General features: G+C 67.5%; 24 protein-coding genes. 6 read left to right on the forward strand and 18 right to left on the reverse strand.

Annotation, left to right across the window (positions count from 1 at the left end):
• Positions 1-88: 88 nt before the first annotated feature.
• Positions 89-1,024, forward strand: a complete 936-nt coding sequence (locus tag ACWIGM_RS21060; RefSeq protein WP_454027898.1) for a hypothetical protein — start codon at positions 89-91, stop codon at positions 1,022-1,024.
• Positions 1,025-1,039: 15 nt separating this feature from the next.
• On the opposite strand, the gene ACWIGM_RS21065 is transcribed toward ACWIGM_RS21060, so the two are convergent.
• The 10 genes from ACWIGM_RS21065 to ACWIGM_RS21110 all read right to left on the reverse strand — a co-directional run bounded on the left by ACWIGM_RS21065 (position 1,040) and on the right by ACWIGM_RS21110 (position 10,084).
• Complete coding sequence (locus ACWIGM_RS21065) at positions 1,040-1,741, reverse strand: SGNH/GDSL hydrolase family protein (protein WP_454027899.1); 702 nt, start codon at positions 1,739-1,741, stop codon at positions 1,040-1,042.
• Positions 1,742-1,806: 65 nt separating this feature from the next.
• Entirely contained in the window at positions 1,807-2,991 is a 1,185-nt protein-coding gene (locus ACWIGM_RS21070) for an OpgC family protein (protein WP_454027900.1), read from the reverse strand.
• 258 nt (positions 2,992-3,249) lie between these two features.
• A complete protein-coding gene (tatC, locus tag ACWIGM_RS21075; RefSeq protein ID WP_454027901.1) occupies positions 3,250-4,077 on the reverse strand; it encodes a twin-arginine translocase subunit TatC in 828 nt (275 codons plus the stop codon).
• Positions 4,074-4,625, reverse strand: a complete 552-nt coding sequence (tatB, locus tag ACWIGM_RS21080) for a Sec-independent protein translocase protein TatB (RefSeq protein WP_454027902.1) — start codon at positions 4,623-4,625, stop codon at positions 4,074-4,076. The genes tatC and tatB overlap by 4 nt, the downstream gene beginning before the upstream one ends.
• Positions 4,626-4,723: 98 nt before the next feature.
• Positions 4,724-4,966, reverse strand: a complete 243-nt coding sequence (locus ACWIGM_RS21085; RefSeq protein WP_454027903.1) for a twin-arginine translocase TatA/TatE family subunit — start codon at positions 4,964-4,966, stop codon at positions 4,724-4,726.
• Between the two features lie 69 nt (positions 4,967-5,035).
• Entirely contained in the window at positions 5,036-6,127 is a 1,092-nt protein-coding gene (locus ACWIGM_RS21090) for an ABC transporter ATP-binding protein (RefSeq protein ID WP_454028034.1), read from the reverse strand.
• 65 nt (positions 6,128-6,192) lie between these two features.
• Positions 6,193-6,879, reverse strand: a complete 687-nt coding sequence (scpB, locus tag ACWIGM_RS21095; RefSeq protein ID WP_454027904.1) for an SMC-Scp complex subunit ScpB — start codon at positions 6,877-6,879, stop codon at positions 6,193-6,195.
• A gap of 6 nt (positions 6,880-6,885) precedes the next feature.
• On the reverse strand, positions 6,886-7,704 hold the full coding sequence (locus tag ACWIGM_RS21100) for a segregation and condensation protein A (RefSeq protein ID WP_454027905.1): 819 nt from the start codon (positions 7,702-7,704) through the stop codon (positions 6,886-6,888).
• Positions 7,705-7,772: 68 nt separating this feature from the next.
• Positions 7,773-8,786 (reverse strand): beta-N-acetylhexosaminidase, encoded by a 1,014-nt coding sequence (nagZ, locus tag ACWIGM_RS21105; RefSeq protein ID WP_454027906.1) that lies wholly within the window; start codon positions 8,784-8,786, stop codon positions 7,773-7,775.
• A 206-nt stretch (positions 8,787-8,992) separates the two neighbouring features.
• A complete protein-coding gene (locus ACWIGM_RS21110; RefSeq protein ID WP_454027907.1) occupies positions 8,993-10,084 on the reverse strand; it encodes a TRAP transporter substrate-binding protein in 1,092 nt (363 codons plus the stop codon).
• 247 nt (positions 10,085-10,331) lie between these two features.
• On the opposite strand from ACWIGM_RS21110, the gene ACWIGM_RS21115 reads away from it, so the two are divergent.
• Positions 10,332-10,967 (forward strand): dioxygenase family protein, encoded by a 636-nt coding sequence (locus ACWIGM_RS21115; RefSeq protein ID WP_454027908.1) that lies wholly within the window; start codon positions 10,332-10,334, stop codon positions 10,965-10,967.
• The gene (locus tag ACWIGM_RS21120; RefSeq protein ID WP_454027909.1) at positions 10,957-11,628 is read left to right on the forward strand and encodes a dioxygenase family protein; all 672 of its coding nucleotides are present in this window, start codon (positions 10,957-10,959) and stop codon (positions 11,626-11,628) included. The genes ACWIGM_RS21115 and ACWIGM_RS21120 overlap by 11 nt, the downstream gene beginning before the upstream one ends.
• Here the strand turns inward: ACWIGM_RS21120 and ACWIGM_RS21125 are convergent.
• From ACWIGM_RS21125 to ACWIGM_RS21140, 4 genes are all read right to left on the reverse strand, one after another.
• A complete protein-coding gene (locus tag ACWIGM_RS21125; protein ID WP_454027910.1) occupies positions 11,625-12,563 on the reverse strand; it encodes an arginase family protein in 939 nt (312 codons plus the stop codon). The genes ACWIGM_RS21120 and ACWIGM_RS21125 overlap by 4 nt on opposite strands.
• 168 nt (positions 12,564-12,731) lie before the next feature.
• The gene (locus ACWIGM_RS21130; protein ID WP_454027911.1) at positions 12,732-14,357 is read right to left on the reverse strand and encodes an SPOR domain-containing protein; all 1,626 of its coding nucleotides are present in this window, start codon (positions 14,355-14,357) and stop codon (positions 12,732-12,734) included.
• Between the two features lie 186 nt (positions 14,358-14,543).
• Positions 14,544-16,310, reverse strand: coding sequence for an arginine--tRNA ligase (argS, locus tag ACWIGM_RS21135; protein WP_454027912.1), 1,767 nt, complete (start codon positions 16,308-16,310; stop codon positions 14,544-14,546).
• Positions 16,311-16,346: 36 nt separating this feature from the next.
• Positions 16,347-17,588 (reverse strand): deoxyguanosinetriphosphate triphosphohydrolase, encoded by a 1,242-nt coding sequence (locus ACWIGM_RS21140; RefSeq protein ID WP_454027913.1) that lies wholly within the window; start codon positions 17,586-17,588, stop codon positions 16,347-16,349.
• 86 nt (positions 17,589-17,674) lie between these two features.
• Here ACWIGM_RS21140 and ACWIGM_RS21145 point away from each other — a divergent pair, with 86 nt between their 5' ends.
• Positions 17,675-18,025 carry a HesB/IscA family protein gene (locus ACWIGM_RS21145; protein ID WP_454027914.1) on the forward strand — a complete coding sequence of 117 codons (351 nt, stop codon included), beginning with the start codon at positions 17,675-17,677 and terminating at the stop codon, positions 18,023-18,025.
• A 7-nt stretch (positions 18,026-18,032) separates the two neighbouring features.
• Here ACWIGM_RS21145 and ACWIGM_RS21150 read toward each other — a convergent pair whose 3' ends face one another.
• From ACWIGM_RS21150 to ACWIGM_RS21160, 3 genes are all read right to left on the reverse strand, one after another.
• Complete coding sequence (locus ACWIGM_RS21150) at positions 18,033-19,079, reverse strand: HD-GYP domain-containing protein (RefSeq protein ID WP_454027915.1); 1,047 nt, start codon at positions 19,077-19,079, stop codon at positions 18,033-18,035.
• A 96-nt stretch (positions 19,080-19,175) separates the two neighbouring features.
• Positions 19,176-19,853, reverse strand: coding sequence for an HPP family protein (locus ACWIGM_RS21155; RefSeq protein ID WP_454027916.1), 678 nt, complete (start codon positions 19,851-19,853; stop codon positions 19,176-19,178).
• Positions 19,854-20,067: 214 nt separating this feature from the next.
• Entirely contained in the window at positions 20,068-20,679 is a 612-nt protein-coding gene (locus ACWIGM_RS21160) for a cold-shock protein (protein WP_454027917.1), read from the reverse strand.
• Between the two features lie 189 nt (positions 20,680-20,868).
• On the opposite strand from ACWIGM_RS21160, the gene ACWIGM_RS21165 reads away from it, so the two are divergent.
• Together ACWIGM_RS21165 and ACWIGM_RS21170 are read left to right on the forward strand one after the other, a co-directional pair.
• Positions 20,869-21,987, forward strand: coding sequence for a mandelate racemase/muconate lactonizing enzyme family protein (locus ACWIGM_RS21165; protein WP_454027918.1), 1,119 nt, complete (start codon positions 20,869-20,871; stop codon positions 21,985-21,987).
• 12 nt (positions 21,988-21,999) lie between these two features.
• A complete protein-coding gene (locus ACWIGM_RS21170; RefSeq protein ID WP_454027919.1) occupies positions 22,000-22,632 on the forward strand; it encodes a LysE family translocator in 633 nt (210 codons plus the stop codon).
• Here the strand turns inward: ACWIGM_RS21170 and ACWIGM_RS21175 are convergent, their stop codons facing one another.
• Positions 22,633-23,388 carry an SIR2 family NAD-dependent protein deacylase gene (locus ACWIGM_RS21175; protein ID WP_454027920.1) on the reverse strand — a complete coding sequence of 252 codons (756 nt, stop codon included), beginning with the start codon at positions 23,386-23,388 and terminating at the stop codon, positions 22,633-22,635.
• Between the last annotated feature and the right edge of the window lie 49 nt (positions 23,389-23,437).

The following is a 23,437-nucleotide window of genomic DNA, read 5'->3' on the forward strand; positions in this document are numbered from 1 at the left end:
GGCGATGGCTCCCCAGTTAAGGTTTCGCCATGATGAGGACAAGCGAGCCTGCTCCTTCCCGGGTGCAAGGACGATGACGGCGCAGCGCATGTTTCAACGTGAAGAGTTCCAGATGTCGGCGATGCCTTCCGTGCGGGCAACGCTTGCAACGGTGGCGGCCCTGTTCCTGTCGCTGGCGGTCGTGGTGCCAACCCTCGCCCAGACACCCGGCGCGGCGCCCTCTTCCACCACGCCCGGCTCGCCGCCGGCTGCAGCACCGGCTGCCCGCCCCGGCCAGGCCATGCTTACGCTCGGCGCCCAGTTCTCCGGCAACCGCAAGCCGATCCGTTCCGGCCTGGTCTGGCGCGTGCTGACCGAATCCTTCGACGGCTCGCCGCCGCGCATCGTCGCCCGCTCGAACGAGGCCGAGCCGAGCTTTCCGCTCGATCCTGGCGTCTATCTGCTTCACGCCGCCTATGGCTTCGCCAGCGCGACCAAGCGCGTCACCCTCGGCGCGCAGGGCCTGAGCGACCGACTCAGCATCAGCGCCGGCGGGCTCTCGCTCGCCGGCTCGATCGGCGAGACGCCGATCGCACCGGCCCAGCTGAACTTCTCGGTGTTCGTGCCGCTGCAGGGCAATTCCGAGGGACGCCTCGTCGTCTCCAACGCCAAGTCCGGCGAACTGATCCGCCTGCCGGAAGGCACCTATCATGTCGTCTCGACCTATGGCGATTCGAACGCCATCCAGCGCGCCGATGTCAGGGTCGAATCCGGACAGGTGACCCAGGCCACCCTGCACCATCGCGCCGCCCAGGTGACGCTGAAGCTCGTCGCCGGTCCGGGCGGCGAGGCCTTCGCCGGCACCGCCTTCAGCGTGCTCACCCCCGGCGGTGACGTCATCCGCGAGGCGATCGGCGCCTTCCCGCAAGTGATCCTGGCCGAGGGCGACTATGTCCTGATCGCCCGGCAGGAGGGCCAGGTCTTCTCGCGCGACTTCAAGGTCGAGGCCGGGCGCGATCGCGATATCGAGGTGATCGCGCGCTGAGACGCCAACCGCCGCTCAGTTCGTCGGCTTGCCCGGCTCGCGCGCCTCGCCGAGCTCGGCCACGATGCCGTCGGCGAGGCGAATGCCGAGGCAGCGATAGCCCGCCTCGACCACCTGGAGCCCGTCCATGCCGACGATCTCCTCCTCGCTGAACTGCTTCGAGCCCGACCAGCTCTTCATCATGCCATAGCGCGGGAAGACCGCGACGCCGCTCTCGCTCGCCGCCTTCGCCAGCACCGCCCGGTAGTCGTCATATTTCGGATAGCGCCCCTCGCGCGGCAGCCAGGGCATGTCCATCAGCACGAGGTCGATTCCCGCTTCCTGCAGCTTGTGGGCGCCCTTGCGCAGGATCTTGCCCAGTTTCTCCTCGCCGATATCGCGGATGGCGTCGTTCACCGCCGTCTGCCAGATCACCAGCGAAGGCTTCTCCGGGATTACCTCGGTGTCGAGCCGCAGATACATCTCATACGCCGACTGACCCCCGACGCCGAGATTCGTGACCTTGATCTCGCGTCCCGGCAGGCGCCGACGCAATTCGGCTTCCAGCACGGCGGGGTAGCTGCGATCGGCGTCGTTCGCGCCGGTTCCGGCGGTGCTGGACGAGCCGAGCGCGATAATGGTGAGGCGATTGGTTTCGTTCAGCGCACGCTTCGTTGCGGGCAGTGCCGGCTTGAACGGGTGCTGGGCCGCGCTGACCCGGCAGCGCCCCTCGTTCATCGGCGCAAGCGAACGGGGCCCTGCACTCGCCGGCAAGGCCGACGCCAGGATCAGAAGGGCAGCGCTCAGACCGTAGCGGCCTGCTCGCGAGGGGCGCTGGCGGCGCGTGCCGTGAGCGTCTTGTACCACGAGAGAAAGGTTCCTAGCCCGAGCAGGATGGTAATCCCGCCCAGTGTCACGAGCAACTGGACCCAAAGGGTGAAGGAGCTCTCCGCAAGGATGATCTGGCCGGCGATCGCCAGCACGATCCCGGTGCAGAAGACTTCGAGCGAATGCCGCCCCAGCGCAGCAAGCCGCCGGCCGGCGAACCCGCTCAGGACGCGCGCATCAGGCCGCACGAAGCGCAGCACCAGCCAGGTCAACGCCGCCAGATGCGCGACGCGCGGCCAGGCGAGATTGGTCTTGTCGGTCCCGATCTGCAGACTGTCGATCCAGTCGTTCAGGAACGAGATGCCGAACGGATTGCCTGAAGACAGCTTCACCGCCGCGGCGAAGAGCAGGACTAGGACCGCCATGGCATCGAGCAGGCGCAGCTTCGGCACGCCGGCGCCGACGAGGCCGAGCCGCCCCATGACCACGCCGAGCGTGAACAGCATCTGCCAGGCGAAGGGATTGAAGAACCAGCCGCCCTCGCCCGGATGGTTCGGCAGGTTGAACCCGGCATGGGTCACGCCCTGCCAGATCGCGAAGGAGACAGCGAGCGCGGCGAGCGGGCTCGTTCTCGCCGTGACGTAAATCAGCGGAAAAGCCGCCAGCAGCACGATGTAGAGCGGCAGGATGTCGAGATAGAACGGCTGGTAGACGAGACCGAGCGCATTGACGATCGCCGCCTGCGTGTCGCTGAAGAAGGGCTGGATGTTGATCGCCTCGACATAGAGCGCGTTCTGCGTGCGCACCACCGCCGTCGCGACGATGCCGCAGACCAGCACGAACAGCGCCAGATGCGCGATATAGAGCGTCCAGATGCGCGCGCCGACCTTGAGCGAGCCGACGAGGAGCCCGCGCTGGTCGATCAGCCGGCCATAGGCGAAAGCGGCCGAGATGCCGGCCAGCAGCACGAAGACGTCGGCCGCGTCCGAGAAGCCGTAATTATGCGGCATCACCGACGAGACGATGTTGCCCGGCATGTGATTGACGAAGATGACCAGCAGGATGAGGCCGCGGATCACGTCGATGCGCAGGTCGCGGCCGGGCGAGGCCGCTTCGCGCGGGCCCTTTCCGAACAGCATCAGGCGCCAGAATCCGCTCACGTCACCACCGCATCGCCATGTCCGGCCGGTGAGGCGGCCGCACATTCGTTCATCTGCCGTTCATATTAACATTGTGTTGCGAGCAAGGCTCCGCGGCCAGGGATCACAACCCTGTGCATCAACGTGACGAGCGAGCTTTGGTTCGGCGGTGGCTGGCGCATGCAGCGTCGCGATCCGCCAGCGGCTTCAACGGCCTGTGACGGATCGCATCACTATTGAACGAGTGATCGCATGAGCTGGGTGGGTAGCCGAGCTGCGCTAGGCGTCTGCGTCCTCGGCCGCCTTCGTCTCATCGCGCTTCTTCTCGACGCGGCGTACCGAGAACACCGAGAGCTCGTAGAGCAGCAGCATCGGGATCGCGAGCATGAGCTGCGAGATCACGTCGGGCGGCGTCAGCACCGCCGCCACGACGAAGACGAAGACGATGGCGTAGCGGCGCTTGTCCCTCAGGAACTGCGCATCGATGATTCCCGCCTGGCCGAGCAGCGTCAGGATCACCGGCAGCTGGAACGAGATGCCGAAGGCGAAGATCAGCGTCATGATCAGCGACAGGTACTCGCTGACCTTGGGCAGCAGCGCGATACCGGCCTGCCCCTCGGTCGCCGCCTGCTGCATGCCGATCGAGAACTTCATCAGCACCGGCATGGCGAAGAAGAACACCAGCATTGCGCCGAGCAGGAAGAAGATCGGCGTCGCCGCCAGATAGGGCGCGAAAGCCTGACGCTCGTTCTTGTAGAGGCCGGGCGCGACGAATTTGTAGATCTGCGTCGCGATCACCGGAAAGGCGAAGAAACCGGCGCCGAAGGCTGCGACCTTGATATGGGTGAAGAGCAGCTCGAGCGGGCCGGTATAGATCAGCTGCGCATTGGCGCTCGACCCCGCCGCCCAGACATAGGGCAGGACGAGCGTGTTGTAGATCTGCGTCGAGAAGGCGAAGCAGATGAAGAACATGATCAGGAAGGCGATCAGCGACTTGATCAGCCGCGAGCGCAATTCGATCAGATGGTCGATCAGCGGCGCGCGCGAGGCCTCGATCTCGTCCTCGCCGTCGCGCTTCGTCTCAGGATTCGTCTCGACGACGCTCATGCCGTCTCTCCGCCCTCGGCCTCGGCGGCCTTGGCTTTGCGCTTGCGGGCAGGCTTGACCGGCGGCTCTTCAGCCACGAGCTCGACCGGCACGGCCGGCTCCTCGGTCGCGACCGTCTTGCGGCGACGCTTCGGCTTCTCTTCCGGCGTGGGCTCGGCAACGGGCGCCGGCTCGATGCTGACGGGCGCCGGCAGGTCGGGAGCCGGCAGCGCGGCGAGCGTCGCCTCGGCCTCCTTCATCGCCTTGTCCTCGGCCGTCGCCGGCTTCGAGGCGTCGGCGGCGCCGAAATCCTTCATCGGCTCGATCGGGTCGAAATTGGTCGAGGCCTGGATCGAATTGCCGATGTCGTCGACCTGCTTCTTCAGGTCGTGAAGCTCGGCCTCACGCATCGCGTCGTTGAACTGGCCCTGGAACTCGGCGGCCATGCGCCGGATCTTGCCAATCGCCTGCCCGGCCGTGCGCAGCGCACCGGGCAGTTCCTTGGGGCCGATCACGACGAGCGCGACGCCCCCGATCAGCAGCATTTCGCTCCAGGCGATGTCGAACATCGACGGCCGATCCTCTGGAAATCCTGTACGGCGCCCAAGGGGCACCGGAGACGGATCCGATCAGGTATCACCTGATCGGCAAGTCCGCTCCTGCGAGATCAGGCCTTGGTCTCGGCCTTGGCCGGCTGCGGGCTCGCGGTCTGGGCCGTCTGATCGATCACCTTGGGATCGGCCGGCTGCTGCGCGGCCGGCGGCGGGGTCTCGTCCTCGGCCATGCCCTTCTTGAACGACTTGATGCCCTTGGCGACATCGCCCATCAGTTCGGACACCTTGCCGCGGCCGAACAGCAGCATGACGATGACGCCGACGACGATCCAGTGCCAGATGCTGACGCCACCCATGGCGGTACTCCTCCGAATTTGAACGCGCGGCCCGACTTGTCCCGACGGGCCAGATGCTTGTGCCGGAAACTAGGTGTCCCCTACAGGGAACACAAGGACTTCGTCCATCGCAATGTCGATGCCGACATCCTCGCCCTCGCCGACGGAGCCGCGCAGCGGCAGGCGTGCCATCAGGGGCTTGTCGAGGCCATCGACGGCCAGCTCGATATGATCGACCTCGCCGAGGAAGCGCCGCGTCACCAGCCGCCCCGGCAGGCAGAAGCCTTTCGGCACCAGCCGGATCGCCTGAGGGCGAACGCCGACGATGGCCTGCGCTCCATCCGCCAGACCGGGCGCCGGGAACCGTCCGAGCGGCGTATCCACGGCCCCGTTCCGAACAACGGCCTCGATTTCGGTAAGATCGCAGAAAAATCGGGCGGCAAAGAGGCTGGCGGGCCGGCGATAGAGCTCTTCGGCCGTGCCGGTCTGGACAATCCGTCCCTGCTGCATCAGCACGATCCGATCGGCGACGCGCATCGCATCCTCGGGATCATGGGTGACGATGATCGAGGTCGCGCCGATCTCCTGCAGCAGCGCCATGGTCTCGTCGCGCACCACATCGCGCAGGCGCCGGTCGAGATTGGAGAAGGGCTCGTCCATCAAGAGCACGCCGGGCCGCGGCGCCACCGCCCGCGCCAGCGCCACGCGCTGCTGCTCGCCGCCCGAAAGCATGTGTGGATAGGCCTCGGCGAGATCGGCGAGACCGACACGGGCTATGGCGCGCAGCGCCGTCGCATCGGCCTCGGCATTGCCATAGCCGCGCAGGCCGAAGCGGACATTCTCGCGCACCGAGAGATGCGGGAAGAGCGCGTAGTCCTGGAAGACCAGGCCGACCCCCCTCGCCTCCGGCTCGACGAAGCTGCCGGGCGAAGACACATCCCGCCCTTCGAGCAGGACCCGGCCAGAACTCGGACGCTCCACCCCGGCGGCGAGCCGCAGCAGCGTCGTCTTGCCGCAGCCGGAATGGCCGAGGAGCGCGACGATCTCACCGGGCGCGACGCTGAGCGAGACATTGTCCAGCGCCGTCACCGCGCCGAATCGCTGGGTTACCCCGTCGAAGCCGAGCGCCATCGGGATCGCGGCGCCGGCCGTGCCGCGCCGTCCCCACCCCAGCCAGCGCATCTTGCTTTCGGTCCGAGCCAAGTCGTTCTCCTGCCGGCCCGCCGGGCGCGATCGCCTGCGCTGTGCTAGCTGGCGTCGCCGTCGTCAAGCGGCGTGAACAGGTCGCCGAGCGGGTCCTCGTCGTCGCGTAAGGACGGATCGTCGTCGGGCACCGGCACTGTGAGGTCCTTGGCGAGGCGCCCTTCGATGAAGCCGGCCCCCTTCAGCTCCTCCAGCCCCGGCAGGTCGTCGATGCGGTCGAGCCCGAAATGGTCGAGGAAGGCAGGCGTGGTGCCGAAGGTCACCGGCCGCCCCGGCGAGCGCCGCCGACCCCGCAGGCGCACCCAGCCGGCTTCGAGCAGGATGTCGAGCGTGCCCTTGGCGGTGGCGACGCCGCGGATCTCCTCGATCTCGGCCCGCGTCACCGGCTGGTGGTAGGCGATGATGGCGAGCGTCTCCAGCGCGGCGCGCGAGAGCTTGCGCGGCGGCTCGGCCTCGGGCGCGAGCAGGTAGGCGAGATCCGGCGCGGTGCGGAAGGCATAGCCGCCGGCGACACGGTGCAGCGTCACACCACGCAGAGCGTAGGTCTGCTGCAATTCGGCGATCACCCGCTCGATCGGCACATTGGCCGGCACCGATTTCGCCAGATCTTCGGCCGAAAGTGGCTGCACCGAGGCGAACAGCAGCGCCTCGGCAATGCGGCAGGCGTGCGCCAGCGCCTCGTCGGCATCCCAGTCCTCTTCGTCCTCGCGCTCGGCTTCAGCCACGGCCATGGCGCCTCACAGGCCGAGCGTCGGTGGTCGCGCCGAGCGGCGGCGGACATAGAGCGGCGCGAAGGCGCCGTCCTGGCGCAGGTCGAGCAGGCCTTCGCGCACCATCTCCAGCATGGCCGAGAGCGACGAGGCCCTGACCGTCGCCGCCATCGTCGCCACCGGCAGGCCGTGGCTGCTCATATAGCGGGTGAGATAGCCGTCGATCGCAGTCCACTCGCCGGCCTCGCCGACCAGCCGCGCCAGCGCCTCGCGCGCCTCGACCAGCGAGAGAACCTGGCGCTGGCCGACGCTCATCGGCTGGCGGATGCGCTTCTGGCGCTGCTGCGCATAGGCCGCCAGCAGGTCGTAGAGCTCCGCCTCCCAGATCGGCCGTCCCTCGAAGGCGATCACCTCCGGCGCGCCGCGGGCGAAGACGTCGCGGCCGAGCCGCTCGCGGGTCGCGAGCCTTTGCGCCGCCGCGCGGATCGTCTCCAGCCGCTTGAGGCGCAGCGCCAGTGCGGTGGCGAGATCAGCCGCGCTCGGCTCCTCGCCCTTGGGCGGCTCCGGCAGCAGCATGCGGGACTTCAGATAGGCGAGCCAGGCGGCCATCACGAGATAGTCGGCGGCGAGCTCGAGCCTGAGCGCCCGCGCCGTCTCGATGAAGGAGAGGTACTGCTCGGCCAGCGCCAGGATCGAGATGCGAGCGAGATCGACCTTCTGGCGGCGGGCAAGGTCGAGTAGCAGGTCGAGCGGCCCCTCATAGCCGTCGACGTCGATCACGAGCGAAGGTTCGCCGGTCGCGCGCTCCGGCGTGCCGTCCTCCTGGAATGGCAGCTCAGCGGCCATCGATGGCCTGTTCCCCATGTCCTGCCCCGCCCTGTCGGCGGAGCCACAACCCCGGGGAGAGAATCAGCCTAACCGCCGCTCAAAGCAAGGGCGCTGGCAAGCTGGGCCCGGGTGCTGTCCACATCGAGCGGCTCGGGCTCGTGCCTGATCCGCGCCAGCGCCATCGCGGCGCGCCGCGCCCGCTGGCCACTCATCTCCGGAACGGTACCGGCGATCGCGATCATTTCCTCCATGATGCCATGGCAATGCAGCACGACGTCGACGCCGGCCCGGATCGCCGCCCGCGCCTTGTCCTCGAACGAGCCCGACAGCGCCTTCATCGAGATGTCGTCGGTCATGATCAGCCCGTCATAGCCAAGCTCGCCGCGCATGATCTCGCGGACGATCTTCCGGGAGATCGTCGCCGGCCGGCGCTTGTCCAGCGCGGTGAAGACGACATGAGCCGTCATCGCCAGCGGCATGTCTGCGAGGTGCCGGAACGGCCGGAAGTCATGGGCGCGCAATTCGTCCAGGCTCGCCTCGACCACCGGCAGGTCGTGATGGCTGTCGGCCTTGGCCCGGCCATGCCCAGGCATGTGCTTGATCACCGGCAGCACGCCGCCGGCCAGCAGCCCCTCGGCGGCCGCCCGGCCGAGCGTCGCCACCATGGCGGGGTCGCGCGCATAGGCGCGGTTGCCGATCACGTCATGGCTGCCGGCGGCGGGAACGTCGAGCACCGGCAGGCAGTCGACATCGATGCCGACGCTTTTGAGGTCATGCGCCATCAATCGCGCCGAGAGCCGGACGATCTCGCGCTGCTGCACGGGATCATTGATGGCGAGGAAAGCCAGCGCCGGCGGATAGGGCGGCCAGTGCGGCGGTCCCATGCGCTGCACCCGTCCGCCCTCCTGGTCGATCAGGATCGGCGCCTGCCAGCCGACGCAATCGCGCAGCTGAGCCGTCAATGCAGCCACTTGCGCTGGATCCTGCGTATTCCGTTTGAACAGGATGAAGCCCCAGGGCCGGGCGTCGCGGAAGAAGGCCCGCTCGTCGGGGGTCAGGCTCGTGCCGAGGCAGCCGGCGATGAAGGCGCGCGAGGTCATGGCGTCGTTATCGCCGATTCGGGGGTGATGGGCATTGCTTACCGTTCATCACGGGCTCGCCCTCCCCGTCATGGTCGGGCTTGTCCCGACCATCCACGTCTTCACTTCGCTGATCGAACATGGTGTTCAGGACGTGGATGCTCGGCACAAGGCCGAGCATGACGAACTGGATCAGCGTCCGGCAGTGGATACCGGCTACGCGGCGATCACCGCAGCGACTGCGAGGCCTGCGCGTTGAACGCATCGAACGGCAGCTCGGCGACGCGGAACCAGAGCTGCTCCTTCTTCCAATACGGCAGGAAGGAATCCCACAGCGTCTTGAAGTTCGGGTTCTTCGCCGCCTGGTCGGCATAGAGCGCGAAGGCCTCCTTGAAGGCCGCCTGCATCACATCCTGCGGGAAGGCGCGCAGCTCCGCGCCGGAAGCGATCAGGCGCAGCAGCGCATCCGGGTTGCCATGGTCGTATTTCGCCATGCAGAGCGCGTTCGCCTCGGCACAGGCCGCCTCGACGATGGCGCGATAATGCGCCGGCAGCCCGGCCCACTTCTCGCTGTTGGCGATGAAGCTGACATTGGCGCAGCCTTCCCAGAAGCCGGGGTAGTAATAGTACTTCGCCACCTTCACGAAGCCGAGCTTCTCGTCGTCATAGGGGCCGGAGAACTCGGCCGCGTCGATCGTGCCGCGCTCCAGCGCCGGATAGATGTCGCCGCCGCCGAGCGTCTGCGGCACCACGCCGAGCTTGGACATGATCTGCCCGCCCAGGCCGGCGATGCGGAACTTCAGGCCCTGAAGATCCGCGACGCTCTTGATCTCCTTGCGGAACCAGCCGCCCATCTGCGCGCCGGTATTGCCGGAGGGAATCGTGTGGACGCCGAACTTCTTCATCAGGTCGCGGCAGAGCTCGAGCCCGCCGCCCTGATAGAGCCAGGCGTTCTGCTGGCGCGTGTTGAGGCCGAAGGGCAGCGAGGTCTCGAAGGCGAAGGCGGTGTCCTTGCCGATATAGAAGCTCGACAGCGTGTGGCTGCATTCGACCGTGCCGTTCTGCACCGCATCGAGCGCCTGCAGCGCCGGCACGATCTCGCCGGCGGCGAAGGTCTGGATCTGGAAATTGCCATCGGTCGCCTCGGCGACGCGCTTGGCGACCTGGGTCGAGATGCCGAACAGCGTGTCGAGGCTCTTCGGATAGCTCGAGGTCAGGCGCCAGTTGATCTTCGGGTTGGTCTGCGCGATCGCCGGCGCGGCGATGGTCGCGGCGGCGGCCCCGACGGCCGAGGTCTTGAGAAGCTTGCGGCGGTCCATGGTGTTTCCTCTGAGAAGTTTTGAGCCTTCGGCATCTTGCATGCGGGCAGAGCCGCCGAGATCGCCCGAAGCTATCCGCGCCCTCGTGATGGTAGAACCGCGCCGCCGGCGGGTCGGCATGCGTCGGGGACAGGGCTGGCGGCCAGTTTGTCGGGCTCGCGCAGGTGATCCAGCCCAGCTTCGATGGGGGCTTGCAGAACCGTCCGTGACGCGCTTCAATCAATCATCTAGTTCATAGGATGATATCGTGTCCGAGCGCCCGAACCTGCCTCTTCCGGCGACCAATGAGGACACCTGCGGCCCCTATTACCCGATCCCGTTCTGCGACGAGGATCGCATGGATCTGGTCCAGCCCCATCCCGCTCTGGTCTACCGGGCGGCCGGCCGGCCCATCGTCCTGCGCGGGCGCTTCCTCGACCTCTATGGCGATCTCGCTAACGGCGTCCTCGTCGAGTTCTGGCAGGCCAATGCCGCCGGCCTCTACCGGACGCCGGCCAATGCCGGCCATCCCGATCTCGATCCCTGGTTCGACGGCTATGCGCGCTGCCGCGCCAATGACGGCCGCTTCGAGCTGCGCACGGTGATGCCGGGCCGAAGCCTCGCCGGCGGGATCAGGCGCGCGCCCAACATCACCCTGACCCTGTTCTCGGACGGAATCTCCCGCATCGTCACCCAGATCTTCTTTGCCAACGAGCCCGGCAATGACGAGGATCCGCTGCTGCTCGCCCTACCCCAGCCTCAGCGCGAGCGCCTGATCGCACGCCATGACGGGCGCCGCAGCGATGGCTCCGAGGTCTATGCGATCGACATCGTCATGGCGGGCGAGCGCGAGACACCCTTCTTCGACGACCTCTCGAACGGAGACAGCCAGCATGGACGCTGACGGCAGGCGCCTGGCGATCGGGCCGACGGACAACACCTCGCATCAGCGCACGCCGCGCGAGGTGCTGCGGCCGATTCCGGAGGTGGCCCGCGAATCCTTCGCCCCTTATCTGCGCGTGCCGCCCGGTCTTCGCCCGCACGATCTCGACATGACGCGGCTCGGCCGTGACATGCCTCGCGCCGAAGGCACGCCAATCGAGGTCGCCGGCACGGTCACCGACGAGAACGGACGGCCACTGCGCAGCGTCCTGCTGGAGATCTGGAACGCCAACACCCATGGCCGCTACGCCCATGTCGAGGACCATTCCGGACTGAAGCTCGATCCCTATTTTCTCGGTCTCGGCCGGGTGCTCACCGACGACGACGGCAATTACCGCTTCTGGACGATCGAGCCGGGGGCCTATCTGGCCCGGCCAGATATCGGCCGCTGGCGGCCCAGGCACATCCATCTCTCGCTGCGCGGCGGCGGCGCCAGACTGATCACCCAGATGTATTTCGCCGGCGACCCGCACAATGACCGCGACCCGATGCGGATCCTGATGGGCGACGCCTTCGAGCGGAACATCGGCCGGCAATACGCGCCGGGCCATGACGGGGTCGCGGCCGGCTATCGCTTCGACATCGTCGTCGGCGGGCGCAACGCCACTATGTTCGAGGACTAGCGCCCGGCCCCGGCGCTATTGGCGAGCAGGCCCGCCCCCAGCATTGCGAGGCGGCATACGGTGCGCAGGCCGAGGCCGCCGATATCCTCCTCCGGCACGAACTCGACGATGTTGAAGCCGACGATCGGCGCGCGCGCCGCGACGCCATTCAGGAGGTCGACGACGTCGCCATAGCCGAGGCCGCCCGGCGCCCGCCCGAGCACGCCGGGCACCACCGACGGGTCGAGGCCGTCGACATCGAAGCAGACCACGACCGGCCTGCCCTCAGGCACGCATCGGAGCGCGTGGCCGATCCCCCTCTCCCTGAGCGTGCGCATGTCGACGAGCTGCGCTCCGGCCGCGCGCGCCGCGTTCACATCGACTTCGCGCGCGCTGCCGATGCCGCGGGCGCCGACCTGCACGATCGTCTTGACGCCGGCGAGCTCGGACGCACGCCGCATCGTGCTCGACAAGCCGAAGCGTTCCCCCTCGACCTCCTCGCGCCAGTCGATATGGGCGTCGATCTGCAGGATGGTGATCTCGCCATGCGCGGCAAAAGCCTTCAGAGCCGGAAGCTGTACGCTGTCGTCGCCGCCGAGCAGTAAGGGCGCAGCGCCACGAGTCAGCAGGGTCGTGTAGACGGTCTCGATCCGCGCCCGGTTGCCGGCGAAGTCGGTGGAGTCGAAGGCGATGTCGCCGCAATCCACCAGATTCTGCTCCGACCAGGCCTGCGCCCTGCCGAGATCGAAATCATAGTGCTCCCGGCGCGCAGCCTGTCGCGCGCTCGCCTGGCGGATGGCTGCCGGCGCAGAGGCGCTGTGAAGCCTGCCCGACGGATAGGGTGTCGCACCGGGAATGCCGATCACCGCGACCGCGCCGCGCGGCACGGCATCGAAGGCGATGAGGTTGGAGCCGAGAAAGGTGGCGGGAGCGTGGGAGTTCGGATCGCGAGACATGTCGAGCAAACCGGGTAGCCGGAGGAAGGTCCGTTCAAACTGCCCGCCGCCACGCTGATGGACAAGCTCCGGAGATCGCCGCGGCGACCACCCGCACACCGAACGAAAGCGCCGGCCGCGAAGATCGCGGCCGGCGCTTGAAAGGCCTGGGAGAAGGCTGGCGCCGACTCAGTTCTTGGCGATGAAGCACTGTCCGCCGGCAGCCTGCAGCGCCGTGCACATCGAACTCGCATCCTCGCGGGAATACGGGCCGACGCGGAGGCGATAGACCGTCTTGCCACCGGCGAGCTCGGTCTTGCGCACGATCGGGCTCTGGCCACCGAGCTGGCCCGGATACTTGCGCTGCAGCGCCGCGAAGGTGGCGCGCGCCTCGGCCTCGCTGCCCGGCGCGCCGAGCTGCACGGCGAAGCCGCCATTCGGATCGGTGCGCGGCGCGGCCGCCGAGGACTCGGCCGGCTGGGCCTGCTGCGGCGCCAGTGCGGCGGTGCGGGTGTTCGCGGGCGGTGTCTGCGAAGCCGGCGGCGTGGCAGGCGCGGCGGCGCGCTCCTGCGTCTTCGGCGCCGTGGCCGGCGTTGCCCCCGGCTGCTGCGGACGCGGCGCGGGCTGGGCCTGCGCGACCGGCGCTGTCGTCGCGGCGGGGCGGGTCGATGGAGCCGAGCCGGTCACTATGCCCTGGCCCGCTCCATTCGCGGCCGCGCCATTGCTCGGCGCCGGCGTGCCGTCGGGACGGATCGCGACGGTCCGGACCTTGCGGGGCTCGCCGAGACCCGGCACGGCCGGGATCGGGATCAGGCCCGGCTCGGTCGGGGCCAGCCCGGCGGCGGCGGTGTCCGTCGGCGTGATGGCGCCGTTCGAAGCCTGCGTCGGGCGCTGCGCTGCCATCGTGCGCGCTGCCTGCTGCACGTCGACCGGCTGCTCCTCGCGGCTGACCACCTTGGTCTTGTCGGCGCTGGCATCGCCGCTGCGCTCGTAGATCTGCTTGTTCTGGTTCGGAATCTCGGCGCCGCCCGGATTGACCGGAGCGACCTTGGACGGGCCGGTATCGGCTGCGATCACCGGCGGCTGGCCGTTGACGCCGGCCGGACGCGTATCACGGAACATCGTCGCCGCGCCGATACCGCCGATCGCGACCACGGCCAGCGCTGCCGCCGTCAGCAGCCCCTTGCGCGAACGCGGCCGCTGGAAGTCGTGGGCCTCGTCCTCGGCAACCTGCTGCTGCGCATCGTAGTTCTGCGCGCCATGGTAATAATGCTCATAGGCCGGGGCATGCTGCTGACCCGCCGCCTCGTCGAGATCGCGCGGCTGTTCCGGGACATAGGCGTGCGCCCCCTCGCTTTGCATCGCATAGGGCTGCGCTGGCGAAGGGGTCGGAAGCGGCTCAGGCTCGTCGTAATCATGGGCCGGAACTGCGGGCGCCTTGGCAGCTGGCTGCGGCGGAGCCGTCCGGACCGGTTCGGTGCGGCGCAGCAGCGCCTCGAATTCGTCGAGTGCGCCGCGCACATCGGCCGGCGGCGGAGCCGACTGCACCGGCGGCGCGGTGACGAGCGTCGGCTGGAAGCTCGGCTCGGTCCGGTTGGCGGACCAGGAGGTGGGCTGCGGCGCAGCCGGGCGCGCCGGCTCGGCGGGGCGACCGGCGAAGAGCTCCTTCAGCGGATCGTCCTGCCCGACGAGGCGGGTCAGCTCCATCAGCGGATCGGAAGCCGCACCCGGCTTCTGCGGCTGGGCCGCTCCGCGCAGCTGACGCTCCAGATCGTCGAGATCGAGGGCGAAACGGTTTCTAGCTGGCTCGCTCATGACATGATCCATTCCAGCGCGCGCCACCATCCATCAAAGGACGACGCCGCAGCGCGGTCAATCTGACGAAAGCCCAACCGGCCTGCCTTTCGGCACCCGGCCAACGCCGCTTCCGTATCGGACCCGGTGGACGCTGGCCGGATCGTTCTGATCCGCAAAGCACCCGATGCGCCGGGATGGATCCCGTCAGCGCATCTCCTCCGGCGCCGTCACCCCAACGACCGCCAGACCGGAAGCAAGGACGCTGCGTACCGCATGCACGAACGCCAATCTTGCCGAGGTCGACTTTCGATCAGTTTGATTAACGAACCGTAATTGCGGCGAGTCTTTGCCCTTGTTCCAGAGGGAATGAAAGGCGCTTGCCAGATCGTGCACGAAGAAGGCGACACGATGAGGCTCATGTGACGAAGCCGCGGCGTCGATCATCCTCGGATAGGCGGCAATCATCTTGACGATGCCGATCTCCGCTTCGTCGGTCAGCAGACCGAGGTCCGCCTGCGCCAATGCCTGCGGCGACAGGTCGAGATCCGGGAAGGCTTCGGCCGCCTGGCGGAAGATCGAAGCGCAGCGCGCATGCGCGTACTGGACATAGAAGACCGGATTGTCCTTCGACTGCTCCACCACCTTGGCAAGGTCGAAATCCAGCGTCGCATCGTTCTTGCGGAAGATCATCATGAAGCGCACCGCATCGCGGCCGACCTCGTCGATGACCTCGCGCAGTGTGACGAAATCGCCCGAGCGCTTCGACATCCGGACCTGCTCGCCGTTGCGCAGCAGCCTGACCAGCTGGCAGAGCTTGACGTCGAGCGCGCCCTCTCCGTTCGTCACCGCCTTCACTGCCGCCTGCATGCGCTTGACGTAGCCGCCATGGTCGGCACCCCAGACGTCGATCATCTCGGCGAAGCCACGGGTGAACTTCGAGCGGTGATAGGCGATGTCATTGGCGAAATAGGTGTAGCTGCCATCCGACTTCAGCAGCGGCCGGTCGACGTCGTCGCCGAACTTGGTGGCGCGGAACAGGGTCTGCTCGCGATCCTCCCAGTCCTCGTCCTTCTGGCCCTTGGGCGGCGGCAGCCGGCCCTCATAGACCAGGTCGCGGGAGCGCAGATCCTCGATCGTCTGGTGCACGGCGTTGGAATTGCCGTCCCTGCCCTGCAGCGAGCGCTCCGAGAAGAACAGGTCGTGGACGACGCCGAGCGCGGCGAGATCGTCGCGGATCATCGCCATCATCCCGTCGATCGCCGCCTGGCGCACGAGCTGGAGCCAGTCCCATTCGGGCTTGTCGCGCAGTGACGGACCATACTCCTTCGCGAGCGTCTGCCCGACCGAGATCAGGTAGTCGCCGGGATAGAGCCCTTCCGGAATGGCGCCGATATCCTCCCCCAGCGCCTCGCGATAGCGCAGGAAGGCGGAGCGGGCGAGCACGTCGACCTGCGCACCGGCATCGTTGATGTAGTACTCACGGGTGACGTCGTGCCCGGCGAAGGCGAGCAGGCTCGCCAGCGCATCGCCGAACACCGCGCCGCGGCCATGGCCGACATGCATCGGCCCGGTCGGATTGGCCGAGACGTATTCGACATTGATCCTGGGCTCACCCTTGGCGGCACCACGGCCATGCTCTGTCCCGGCCAGCACCGCCGCCTTCAGAACCTGAGTGAATACAGCGGGTTGCAAGGTGATATTGATGAAGCCCGGCCCAGCGATCTCGGCCTTGAGGACATCGCTATCCTTGGCCAGCTCGGCGACGATCAGCTCGGCGAGCGCGCGCGGCGCCATGCTGGCTTCCTTCGCCAGCACCATGGCAGCGTTGATGGCGAGGTCGCCATGGGCCGGGTCCTTGGTCGGCTCGACCACGACGCGCGCCAGCGACAGCCCGGCCGGGATGCGGCCGGCCTCTGCCAATCCGGTCAGGATGGCGGCGAGGCGTGCGGAGAAAGTCTCGAAAATGTTCATGACGACCAAAGATGCATAAGGAAAGCGGGCCAGCGCCTATCGCAGCGCGGGAGTGGCGTCAAACAGGCGCCGGTGCTCATCGAGCGCGTAGGAATCGGTCATGCCGGCGATGTAGTCGGAAACCCGGCGCGCCAGACGGGCCTCGTCGAGCGCCTCGCAGCCGGCCGCCCATTCGGACGACATGGCCTGCGGCTGGGCGGTGAAGCGCACGAACAGGTCGCGGACGATGTCGGCCGCCTCCTTGCGGATCACGCCGATGCGCGGATGGCGGTACATGTTCGGATAGAGGAAGCCCTTGATCGCCTTGTCGGCTGCGACGATCGCCGGCGAGAAGGCGACGACCGGCGCGCCGGCGCGCCTGATCGCGTCGGCATCCATCGGCGCCAGTGCCGCGATTCGGGCCTCGGACTCAGCGATCACATCCTCGACGAAGCGCGTGATCACCCGGCGCACCAGCTCATTGGTCGCGCGCGGGCGCTCCAGTCCCGGATGCAGGGCGTCGATCTCGTCGAGCAACCCGGCCAGGAACGGCACCACCCGCAGTTCGGAGAGCTCGAACAACCCGGCACGCAGGCCGTCGTCGATGTCATGGGCGTTGTAGGCGATGTCGTCGGCGAGCGCGGCGACCTGCGCCTCGGCCGAGGCGTGGCCGTCCAGCCAGAGGTCCTGCTTTTCCTGGTATTCGAGGATCGCCACGGGAATGCCGGTCCTGGCGTAGCGCTCGGTCGGCTGCCCATCGGCGTCCAGCAGCGGGCCGTTGTGCTTGACCAGCCCCTCCAGCGTCTCCCAGGTCAGGTTGAGCCCGTCGAAGCCGGCATAGCGCCGCTCCAGCCTTGTGACGATCCGCAGCGTCTGGGCGTTGTGGTCGAATCCGCCGAAGCCGGCCATGCACTCGTCGAGCGCATCCTCGCCGGTATGGCCGAAGGGCGTGTGGCCAAGATCATGCGCCAGCGCCAGCGCCTCGGCCAGATCCTCGTCGAGTCCCAGTGCCCGGGCGAGCGCGCGGGCGATCTGCGCCACCTCGATCGTATGGGTCAGGCGGGTGCGGAAATGGTCGCCCTCATGCGAGACGAAGACCTGGGTCTTGTGCTTCAGCCGGCGGAAAGCGGTCGAATGGATGATGCGGTCGCGATCGCGCTGAAACGGATTGCGGGTCGCCGAGCCGGGCTCCTCGACCAGCCGGCCGCGGCTCGTCGCGGTCCGGCAGGCATAGGGAGCGCGCCAGCGATCGCCAGGCTCGCGGCCCATGGCAGGGGCGGTATCGTGTGCGTGCGGCATGGCAGCCCCATCGGGAGGCGCGGCTTGAAGGCCCGCCATGTGGGCATTACCTTTGCAAACGAGGCAGGAGCAAGGATGTTCTGCGCATGACCATGGCGATCGAGGCCAATCCGCACGCGATCTCGCTGACCGACAAGGCGGCGAGCCGAATTGTTGCGGTGATGGCGAACGAGGCTCCCGGCTCGATGCTGCGTGTCAGCGTCGCCGGCGGCGGCTGCTCGGGTTTTCAGTATGTCTTCGACATCGACCGCGATAAAGCGCCCGGAGACCTCGTCCTGGAGCGCGACGGCGCCACGGTGCTGATCGACGAAACCTCGCTCGAGCTGCTCGACGGCTCGACCATCGACTTCGTCGATGATCTCGTCGGCCAGTCCTTCAGGATCATCAATCCGAACGCCACCAGCTCCTGTGGCTGCGGGACGTCCTTCGCGCTCTGAAGCGGCGTCAATCGGACAGCACCACCGGCCTGAAGGCCCGCAACAGGTCGGCATCGAGCTTGGCGCCCATGCCGACCAGCACGGCATAGGCCTCTTCGGGTTCCATCGGCGCCTTGTAGGAGCGTCGCTCGATCAGCGCAGCATAGATGTCGCAGATCGTGATCATCCGCACGATGTCCGGGATGTCGTCCGCCTTCAGCCCGCGCGGATAGCCTGACCCGTCGAGATATTCGTGATGGCTGCGCGTCGCCTCGACGACCTCGCGGGCAAAAGCGCCTTGCCGCAGCAGCATCTCATAGCCGATCTGCGGATGTTCCCGCACGATCGCGAACTCTTCCGCCGTCAGCTTGCCGCGCTTGTGCAGGATCGCGAGGGGCACGCGCGCCTTGCCGATGTCGTGCAGCACCGCGGCGCTGGTGATGAGCTTGCGCGCCTTCTCCGGAAAACCGAGCGCGCGAGCAAAGGCGGCGGCGAGGCCGGCGACCAGCAGGCAGTGCTGATAGGTGGCGTCGTCGTGATTCCAGACCATGTCGAGCCAGGCGCCGAGATCGCGATCGTCGGCGGCACGGTTGATCGCTTCGACACTGCCTTCGATCGCCGCCACGGGCAGAGGCTGCCCTTCGGTGGCGGCCGAGAGCAGGTCGGCCATCGCAGCGGATGCGGCGACGAAATGCTGCTGCACCGGAGCTTGTCCCTCCGGATTGAGGATGCGGCCGATCTCGTCGAGGAGAGTTTTGGCTGGAAGATCCGCCGGCAGGATCGCGCTCGCGCCGATCGCGTTGGCCTGGATCTTCAGGCGCGGAGATTGATCGCGTAGCAGGCAGAGATAGGGCATGCCCTTGCGCCTGCGCTCGCTCAGCCGATCGCGGACGGCTTCGACCGAAGCGCGTTTGGACAGATCGACGTCACTGACGAGCAGCCGCGTCGGCACCGGCCCGCCCCGTGCCGGGCGATGCAGGTCGACGACATTGCAAGGCCCCCACAGCGACAGCAGCCGCTCGAGCTTCACGCTCTGCTCCGGGCGGTCAGTGATCAGCAGCACGGCAATCGGCATGTCCTCATAACGAGAACACCCTAGCCGCGGGTCCCTTTAGGTCAGATAAAAGCGAATCGCTCAAATTCGCCGTTTCTCTTCAGAGAACGGCGAAGGTCACGAACTCCGCGCCTGCCGGCGCATCGCGCTCGCCTCGGCATACTGCAGCAGCCGGTCGAGATCCTCGCGGGCGATGTCGAAGGAATCGCCCATCTGCGCCAAGGCTTCGTCGATATCAGGCGCGCTGAACATCGCCGGCACCGCAGCCTGCGGAATGACTTGGCCGGCCGGCGGCGGCCGATGCGGATAGCTGCGTCGCGTCAGCGCGTGAAACGTCACGCCGAGGGCGACCAATGACAGCGAGCACAACCCGATCGGCACGAACGGGAACATCAGCCCCCATTTCATCACCGCCGGGCCACCGAGCACCGCCGTGAGCGCGACGGCTCCGCCCGGCGGGTGCAGCGAGCGCGTCAGCGACATGATCGCAATGGCAAGCGCGACGGCCAGCGCCGCGGCGATCGTCAGATCCGGCACGACCCAGCCGACGGCAAGCCCGACAAAGGCCGAGATCACATTGCCGCCGACCACCGGCCAGGGCTGCGCCAACGGGCTCGCCGGCACGGCAAAGATCAGCACCGCCGAAGCGCCGATCGGCGCCACGACCAATGGCGAATGCGTCGGAAACACGTATCCGGCCGCCGCGGTGAGCGCGATCGCGGCGAAGACGCCGGCACAGGCGGCTGCACGCTCGGTCAGCGTCGCGCCGGCGAGGATCGGATGGAACAGCTTCACGGCCGGCTCTCCGGGCAGCTCGCCGGCCGTCCGGCCGAACGAGACATGCCCCACATCTATCTCGGGCCGCCTCTATAATAGGCATTACGCACAATTCAACGGCAAAATCCAAAATTCACGCCATGCAATGTGAATTACCTCAGCCGCCGCACGCAAATATCAGGGTCACACCGAAAAAAGGCGCCCGAAGGCGCCTTTCCGGAGAACGTTCTTCTCAGTGCGAGCTGGGAGGTCCACCCTCCTCGAAGCGGACTTCGGCAGCCATCAAGCCCTTCGGTCCCGGACCGTAGCGCACCAGAACGGTCTGTCCCGGGATGAGCTCGACGATGCCGTAGCGGCGCAGCGTCTCCATGTGGACGAAGATGTCGGGAGCGCCCTCGCCGGCCGAGACGAAGCCGAAGCCGCGCAGGCGGTTGAACCACTTCACCACCATGCGCTCGAGCCCGCTGGTCGGCGTCACCGTCGCATTGGTGCGTGGCATCGGCATTTCAGCCGGGTGACGTGCCGCCGAGGTGTCGATCGAGAGCACACGGATGGCCTGGCGGCCGCGGGCCTTGGCAACCGCCTCGAGCACGATGCGTGCGCCCTCGGCGATGGCATGGAAGCCGTCGCGCTTCAGAGTGGTGACATGGACCAGGACATCGCTGCCGCCATCCTGTGGCACCACGAAGCCATAGCCCTTGCTCACATCGAACCATTTGACGTGGCCGGTGATCTCGACCACCTGCTCGGCCGCAACCTCAGGCCCGTCCAGCCGCACGATCCGGTTGAGCGATTGCAGCGGGCCGACCGCTGGCCTGCCTCCGTCGCCGTATTCGTCGGACATGTCCCGCTCATCTCCGCCGCGAAACGTGATTCGTGACGTGACGATAGCACCCCGGTGGAGTCGGGAAACAGCCGCATCCGGCTCATCCACATCATCAGCATGCACAAAACGCGTTAAGGCCGATGAAAACTGCGCCTTGTCGCCCCCGCGCATCAGGCTGATGATCGGCTGCAGAGTCGGAGAGCAGCCATGCGCATCGCCCGTATCGAGCCCTTCATCCTCCACATCCCGGTCACCGGCGGCTCGATCGCCGATTCGACCCACCGGATCAGCCATTGGGGCGTGGTCGGCACCACGATCGTCACCGAGGACGGGCTCGTCGGCTACGGCTTCACCGGCACCCATGCCGATCTCGCCTCCGACCGGCTGATCACCTCGTGCATCCGCGACTGCTACGCACCGCTGCTGGCGGGCGAAGACGCGTCCGAACATTCGCGGCTCTGGCTGAAGCTCGCCCGCCATCCCGCTTTGCAATGGGTCGGCCGCGCCGGCATCACCCAGCTGGCGCTCGCTGCTGTCGACGTCGCACTCTGGGACCTCAAGGCGAAGAAGGCCGGCGTGCCGCTCTGGCATCTGCTCGGCGGCGCCAGCAAGGCCAAGCTCGAAGCCTACAACACCGATATCGGCTGGCTCTCGATCCCGAAGGACGAGCTGGTCGAGGGCGCGCGCATGGCGGTCGAGCGCGACGGCTTCCACCGCATCAAGATCAAGGTCGGCCATGCCGACCCGATGACCGATATCGGCCGGCTCGAGGCGGTGCGCCGCGCCATCGGCGACCACGTCACCATGGCGATCGACGGCAATGGCAAATGGGACCTGCCGACCTGCAAGCGCTTCTGCGCCCGCGCCGAGGGGCTCGACATCTTCTGGTTCGAGGAGCCGCTCTGGTACGACGACATCGGTTCGCATGCCGAGCTCGCCCGCTCGACTTCGATCCCGGTCGCGCTCGGCGAGCAGCTCTATACGCTCGACGCCTTCCGCGCCTTCGTCCAGGCCGGCGCGATCCACTATGTCCAGCCCGACGTCACCCGCCTCGGCGGCATCACCGAATACATCCAGGTGGCGGAGCTGGCACTGGCCCATCGCCTGCCGGTCGCGCCTCATGCCGGCGAGATGAGCCAGGTGCACGTCCACCTGTCCTACTGGCATCCGGCGACGCCGGTCCTCGAATACATCCCCTGGATCAAGGACGCCTTCGCGGAACCGGCCAATGTCGCCGATGGTTGTTTCCGTAGACCGGAACAGCCTGGCACTGGCACGACGCCGACGAAGGACGCCTTTGCCCGCTTCGCCAAGCCGCTGTCCTGAAGGACCCTGTCCATGCCCGATTTCGCCACGCTCGCTCTGTTCACCGCCGCCTGCGCCGTGCTGACCGCGACGCCTGGGCCCGATATGCTGCTGATCGCCTCGCGCAGCATGAGCCAGGGCCGCGCCGCCGGCTTCATGACCTATGCCGGCATCGCCACCGGCAGCTACCTCCAGGCGCTCGCCGCCGCCTACGGCCTGTCGCAGCTCTTCCTGCTCGTGCCCTCTGCCTATGACGCGCTGCGCTGGGCCGGCGCGGCCTACCTCGCCTGGCTCGCCTGGAAGACGCTGCGCTCGCCCGCAACTCTCTTCGCCCCGACGGCCGATGCGGCGCGCTTCCCGCTGCGCCAGATCTTCCTGCAGGGCCTGCTGACCAATCTGCTCAATCCAAAGATGGCGCTGTTCATGCTGGCGCTGCTGCCGCAGTTCCTGAAGCCGGAGGCCGGCTCGCTCCTGCTCCAGGTCGTGGTGCTGGCCTCGATCCTCAACATCATGGGGCTGATCGCCAACGGCATCGTCATCATGACGGCCAGCCGGCTCGGCCGCGCCATCGCCAGCCGTCCCCATCTGGCACTCTGGCCGCAGCGCATCCTCGGCGTGGTCTTCGGCGGGCTGGCGCTGCGCCTCGCCTTCGCCTCGCGCGACTGATCAGTTCGCCAACCGCGCCAGTGCCGGGCCGATCTCGCTGCGCACCACGAGATCGGCGATCGGATCGAGATCGGTCGGCTCGCGATTGAGGATGACGAGCTTGGCGCCGTTGCGCTTGGCGATCACCGGGAAGGTCGCGGCCGGGAAGACGACCAGCGAGGACCCAGCGACGAGATAGAGATCGGCCGACATCGTCAGTTCGTGCGCCCGCAGCATCGGCTGCTGCGGCATCTGCTGGCCGAAGGAGATCGTTGCCGTCTTCACGATGCCGGCGCACATCATGCAGGAAGCCGGCTCGCCGCTCGCCTCGAACTCGGTGCGGATCGCTGCCAGCTCATGCCGCCAGCCGCAGGTCAGGCAGGTGGCGTAGGTGCCGTTGCCGTGCAGCTCGATTACACCATCCTCGGCAATGCCCGAGGCCTGGTGCAAGCCGTCGATGTTCTGGGTGATCACGCCGGGCGAGCGCCTCTCCGCCACCAATGTCGCCAGCGCCCGGTGACCGCGATTGGGCCTGGCGTCACGATAATGATCGTCCATCGCGAATTTGCGCCGCCAGGCCTCGATCCGCGCCTCGCGGCTGGCGAGGAAGGCCTCGAACGGGATCGGCTTGTTCCGCATCCAGGGCGAGCCCGGCGAGCGGAAATCCGGCACACCCGATTCGGTCGAGATCCCCGCCCCGGTGAACGGCACGATCACCCGGGCGCGGTCGAGCATCGCATGCAATTCCTCGATCGCGTCCTGTGTCTCGTCGTCCATTCAATCAGCCTCGCATTGAACCGGTTCGAATATGGGATGTGTCGGCCCT

The sequence above is a fragment of the Allobosea sp. NPDC055332 genome, assembly GCF_053645455.1.

Excerpts from the sequence above, each read along its gene's own strand:
- ACWIGM_RS21060 (WP_454027898.1), top strand. The coding sequence starts at position 89 with ATGTTTCAACGTGAAGAGTTCCAGATGTCGGCGATGCCTTCCGTGCGG.
- ACWIGM_RS21110 (WP_454027907.1), bottom strand. The coding sequence starts at position 10,084 with ATGGACCGCCGCAAGCTTCTCAAGACCTCGGCCGTCGGGGCCGCCGCC.
- ACWIGM_RS21125 (WP_454027910.1), bottom strand. The coding sequence starts at position 12,563 with ATGTCTCGCGATCCGAACTCCCACGCTCCCGCCACCTTTCTCGGCTCC.
- ACWIGM_RS21140 (WP_454027913.1), bottom strand. The coding sequence starts at position 17,588 with ATGCCGCACGCACACGATACCGCCCCTGCCATGGGCCGCGAGCCTGGC.
- tatC (WP_454027901.1), bottom strand. The coding sequence starts at position 4,077 with ATGAGCGTCGTCGAGACGAATCCTGAGACGAAGCGCGACGGCGAGGAC.
- ACWIGM_RS21160 (WP_454027917.1), bottom strand. The coding sequence starts at position 20,679 with ATGTCCGACGAATACGGCGACGGAGGCAGGCCAGCGGTCGGCCCGCTG.
- argS (WP_454027912.1), bottom strand. The coding sequence starts at position 16,310 with ATGAACATTTTCGAGACTTTCTCCGCACGCCTCGCCGCCATCCTGACC.
- scpB (WP_454027904.1), bottom strand. The coding sequence starts at position 6,879 with ATGGCCGTGGCTGAAGCCGAGCGCGAGGACGAAGAGGACTGGGATGCC.
- ACWIGM_RS21170 (WP_454027919.1), top strand. The coding sequence starts at position 22,000 with ATGCCCGATTTCGCCACGCTCGCTCTGTTCACCGCCGCCTGCGCCGTG.
- tatB (WP_454027902.1), bottom strand. The coding sequence starts at position 4,625 with ATGTTCGACATCGCCTGGAGCGAAATGCTGCTGATCGGGGGCGTCGCG.
- ACWIGM_RS21165 (WP_454027918.1), top strand. The coding sequence starts at position 20,869 with ATGCGCATCGCCCGTATCGAGCCCTTCATCCTCCACATCCCGGTCACC.
- ACWIGM_RS21145 (WP_454027914.1), top strand. The coding sequence starts at position 17,675 with ATGACCATGGCGATCGAGGCCAATCCGCACGCGATCTCGCTGACCGAC.
- ACWIGM_RS21120 (WP_454027909.1), top strand. The coding sequence starts at position 10,957 with ATGGACGCTGACGGCAGGCGCCTGGCGATCGGGCCGACGGACAACACC.
- ACWIGM_RS21130 (WP_454027911.1), bottom strand. The coding sequence starts at position 14,357 with ATGAGCGAGCCAGCTAGAAACCGTTTCGCCCTCGATCTCGACGATCTG.
- ACWIGM_RS21175 (WP_454027920.1), bottom strand. The coding sequence starts at position 23,388 with ATGGACGACGAGACACAGGACGCGATCGAGGAATTGCATGCGATGCTC.
- ACWIGM_RS21065 (WP_454027899.1), bottom strand. The coding sequence starts at position 1,741 with ATGAACGAGGGGCGCTGCCGGGTCAGCGCGGCCCAGCACCCGTTCAAG.
- ACWIGM_RS21150 (WP_454027915.1), bottom strand. The coding sequence starts at position 19,079 with ATGCCGATTGCCGTGCTGCTGATCACTGACCGCCCGGAGCAGAGCGTG.
- ACWIGM_RS21090 (WP_454028034.1), bottom strand. The coding sequence starts at position 6,127 with ATGCGCTGGCTGGGGTGGGGACGGCGCGGCACGGCCGGCGCCGCGATC.
- nagZ (WP_454027906.1), bottom strand. The coding sequence starts at position 8,786 with ATGACCTCGCGCGCCTTCATCGCCGGCTGCCTCGGCACGAGCCTGACC.
- ACWIGM_RS21100 (WP_454027905.1), bottom strand. The coding sequence starts at position 7,704 with ATGGCCGCTGAGCTGCCATTCCAGGAGGACGGCACGCCGGAGCGCGCG.
- ACWIGM_RS21085 (WP_454027903.1), bottom strand. The coding sequence starts at position 4,966 with ATGGGTGGCGTCAGCATCTGGCACTGGATCGTCGTCGGCGTCATCGTC.